5 protein-coding genes are annotated in these 4,022 nt (G+C 32.0%); 3 read left to right on the top strand and 2 right to left on the bottom strand.

Going from position 1 to position 4,022, the window contains the following annotated elements:
- On the top strand, positions 1–371 hold a 371-nt coding region (locus tag KA878_RS09960), incomplete at its 5' end, for a protein rep (RefSeq protein ID WP_245336753.1).
- A gap of 72 nt (positions 372–443) precedes the next feature.
- Here the strand turns inward: KA878_RS09960 and erm(C) are convergent.
- A complete protein-coding gene (gene erm(C) / locus KA878_RS09955) occupies positions 444–1,178 on the bottom strand; it encodes a 23S rRNA (adenine(2058)-N(6))-methyltransferase Erm(C) (protein ID WP_014158490.1) in 735 nt (244 codons plus the stop codon).
- A gap of 60 nt (positions 1,179–1,238) precedes the next feature.
- Positions 1,239–1,298: a 23S rRNA methylase leader peptide ErmCL gene (ermCL, locus tag KA878_RS14590; protein ID WP_014158491.1), complete on the bottom strand. Its 60-nt coding sequence runs from the start codon at positions 1,296–1,298 to the stop codon at positions 1,239–1,241.
- A 603-nt stretch (positions 1,299–1,901) separates the two neighbouring features.
- On the opposite strand from ermCL, the gene mobV reads away from it, so the two are divergent.
- Entirely contained in the window at positions 1,902–3,164 is a 1,263-nt protein-coding gene (gene mobV, locus KA878_RS09945; RefSeq protein WP_046207705.1) for a MobV family relaxase, read from the top strand.
- A 243-nt stretch (positions 3,165–3,407) separates the two neighbouring features.
- The coding region (locus KA878_RS09940) for a protein rep (protein WP_210142152.1) at positions 3,408–4,022 on the top strand (615 nt) is incomplete at its 3' end.

The following is a 4,022-nucleotide window of genomic DNA, read 5'->3' as shown; positions in this document are numbered from 1 at the left end:
AAAGAGCTATGAAATTAGATTATGATCCAAACGTTAAAGTCCAAATGATTCGACCAAAAAATAAACATAAATCTGATATAAAATCAGCCATTGATGAAACTGCAAAATATCCAGTAAAAGATACAGATTTTATGACTGATGACGAAGAAAGAAATTTGCAGCGTTTAGCTGATTTGGAGGAAGGACTTTATCGAAAAAGATTAATTTCATATGGTGGTTTATTAAAGGAAATTCATAAGGAATTAAATCTTGATGACGCAGAAGATGGCGATTTAATACATACAGATGATGAAGAAAAAGCAGATGAAGATGGCTTTTCTATTATTGCAATGTGGAATTGGGAACGGAAAAATTATTTTATTAAAGAGTAATTCAACAAAAGGGCCAAGATTGTTTAAGCAAAACAAGACAAGTTAAGGGGTGCAGTTTACGCACCCCTTAACTTACTTATTAAATAATTTATAGCTATTGAAAAGAGACAAGAATTGCTCAAAGCTAATATTGTTTAAATCGTCAATTCCCGCATGTTTTAAGGATTTGTTAAATTGATTCTTTGTAAATATTTTCTTGTATTCTTTGTTAACCCATTTCATAACGAAATAATTATACTTCTGTTTATCTTTGTACGATATTCTTGATTTTTTTCTATTTAATCTGATAAGCGAGCTATTCACTTTAGGTTTAGGATGAAAATATTCTCTTGGAACCATACTTAATATAGAAATATCAACTTCTGCCATTAAAAGTAACGCCAATGAGCGCTTTGTATTCAATAACCTTTTAGCAAACCCGTATTCCACGATTAAATAACTCTCATCAGCTATACTTTCAAAAACAACTTTGCGTATTATATCCGTACTTATGTTGTAAGGTATACTACCAAATATTTTATAGGATTGGTTTTTAGGAAATTTAAACTGCAATATATCCTTGTTTAAAACTTGAAAATTATCGTGATTAACAAGTTTATTTTCTGTAGTCTTGCATAATTTATGGTCTATTTCAATAGCAGTTACGAAATTACACCTTTGTACTAATTCAAGGGTAAAATGCCCTTTTCCTGAGCCAATTTCAAAGATATTATCATGTTCATTTAAGCTTATATTTGTCATTATTTTATCTACATTACGTTTCGAAGTAATAAAGTTTTGACTGTCTTTTATATTTTTTTTGTTCATTATAACCCTCTTTAATGCGGTTATAATGAATTTTGCTTATCAACGATTCATTATAACCACTTATTTTTTGTTTGGTTGATAATCAACTGTGTTGATTACAAAAATACTAAAAATGCCGATATATTAATTCTCCTTCTTATAAACTTAAAATAATTATAGCACAAGCTCTGATAAATAAGAACATGATGAACGACCGTTAAATTTATACTGCAATCGGGCGCGATTGTTGAATAAGAATACAAAAGATACGAGAGATCATTCTCGTGTCTTTTGTTATTTTAAGTGGTTTTGTCCGTTATCCTGGAAAACCGAAAGTCGAGCAAATTTTGATTTTGCTGAGTACGGCTTTCGGTACGAAAAACATAACGGACAAAATAAAAAAGACAAGGGTTTAAGGTGGAGATTTTTCAGCGCAGCGTTTTGAAAAATACGACCTGTCCCTTGTCTTTTTTAAACGAGCCACGAGAGCAAATCCCCCTTTTGCTGAGGTGGCAGAGGTCAGGTTTTTTTGTTTCTTTTTTCTCGTAAAAAAAAGAAAGGTCTTAAAGGTTTTGTGCATACTGGTAATCAGTATGCAGGGTTTTGTTGGCAGAGCCAATAGCCTCGCAGAGCACACACTTTATGGATATAAAGTATAATGTGTTATACTTTACATGGAAGTAATTGCCGGAAAAGAGCAAAAATGCCTCACATTTGTGCCACCTAAAAAGGAGCGATTTACATATGAGTTATGCAGTTTGTAGAATGCAAAAAGTGAAATCAGCTGGACTAAAGGGCATGCAATTTCATAATCAAAGAGAGCGAGAAAGTAGAACGAATGAAGATATTGACAGAGAGCGAACGCATGAAAATTATGATTTGCAAAACGATGAAAACATAAATTATAACGAACGTGTAAAAGACATAATCGATTCACAAAAAACAGGTACACGAAAAACAAGAAAAGATGCTGTTCTTGTAAATGAGTTGTTAGTAACATCTGACCGAGATTTTTTTGAGCGACTGGATCCAGGAGAACAAAAACGATTTTTTGAGGAAAGTTATAAATTATTTTCTGAACGATACGGCAAGCAAAATATTGCTTACGCAACAGTCCATAATGATGAGCAAACCCCTCACATGCATTTAGGTGTTGTGCCTATGCGTGATGGAAAATTACAAGGAAAAAATGTGTTTAATCGTCAAGAACTGTTATGGTTACAAGATAAATTCCCCGAGCATATGAAAAAACAGGGTTTTGAGTTGAAGCGTGGTGAACGTGGCTCTGACCGTAAACATATTGAGACAGCTAAATTTAAAAAACAAACTTTGGAAAAAGAGATTGATTTTCTAGAAAAAAACTTAGCAGTTAAAAAAGATGAATGGACTGCTTATAGCGATAAAGTTAAATCAGATTTAGAAGTACCAGCGAAACGACACATGAAAAATGTTGAAGTGCCAACGGGTGAAAAGTCCATGTTTGGTTTAGGAAAAGAAATAATGAAAACAGAAAAGAAACCAACTAAAAATGTTGTTATATCGGAGCGTGACTATAAAAACTTAGTGACTGCTGCGAGAGATAACGATAAGTTAAAACAGCATGTTAGAAATCTCATGAGTACTGATATGGCGAGAGAATATAAAAAATTAAGTAAAGAACATGGGCAAGTTAAAGAAAAATATAGTGGTCTTGTAGAGCGATTTAACGAAAATGTAAATGATTATAATGAGTTGCTTGAAGAAAATAAGTCTTTAAAGTCTAAAATAAGCGATTTAAAGCGTGATGTGAGTTTAATCTATGAAAGCACTAAGGAATTCCTTAAGGAACGTACAGACGGCTTAAAAGCCTTTAAAAACGTTTTTAAGGGGTTTGTAGACAAGATAAAGGATAAAACAGCACAATTCCAAGAAAAACACGATTTAGAACCTAAAAAGAACGAATTTGAACTAACTCATAACCGTGAGGTAAAAAAAGAACGAAGTCGAGATCAGGGAATGAGTTTATAAAATAAAAAAAGCACCTGAAAAGGTGTCTTTTTTTGATGGTTTTGAACTTGTTCTTTCTTATCTTGATACATATAGAAACAACAAGTTTTTATTTTTATAGTTTACATCGCGTTTAAAGTGTTGGTGTGATTGGCTTTATAAGGTTAATGAACCTTTAAAAATCCTTGCACAGAAAAATACCCTATGTTATTGTTTAAGTTACCACACAAAAACAAATTTACATAGGGGGTTTCTGTATTAATTATGTGCAATAATAATAGCATTAATTCAGATGAAAAATCAAGTGTACTAATCGACAAAACAAAAAGTGGAAAAATAAGACCTTGGCGAGAAAAGAAAATGGCAAATGTAGATTATTTTGAACTCTTGCATATTCTTGAATTTAAAAAGGCTGAACGTGTAAAAGATTGTGCAGAGGTACTTGAATATAAAGTGAGTTATGAAACGGGAGAAAAAACGTTATATCGTGTGTGGTTTTGTAAATCTCGATTATGTCCAATGTGCAACTGGAGGAGAGCAATGAAGCATGGTATTCAGTCACAAAAGGTTGTTGCAGAAGTTATCAAACAAAAACCAACAGTTCGTTGGCTTTTCCTTACGTTGACCGTTAGAAATGTTTATGATGGTACTGAATTAAATAAAAGTTTATCGGATATGTCAAAAGGTTTTAATCGTATGATGAAATATAAGAAAATTAATAAAAACTTAGTTGGTTTTATGCGAGCGACAGAAGTAACTGTAAATAATATAGATAATTCTTATAACCAACACATGCATGTGTTGGTTTGTGTAGAAAGCACTTATTTTTATAACACTGAAAACTATGTGAATCAAAAGCAATGGATTCAATTTTGGAAA

This window comes from Staphylococcus sp. GDY8P57P, assembly GCF_017892585.1.
Lineage (GTDB): Bacteria > Bacillota > Bacilli > Staphylococcales > Staphylococcaceae > Staphylococcus > Staphylococcus borealis.
The sequence above is the reverse complement of the archived record's forward strand: the minus strand, read 5'-3'. Positions and strand labels throughout refer to the sequence as shown.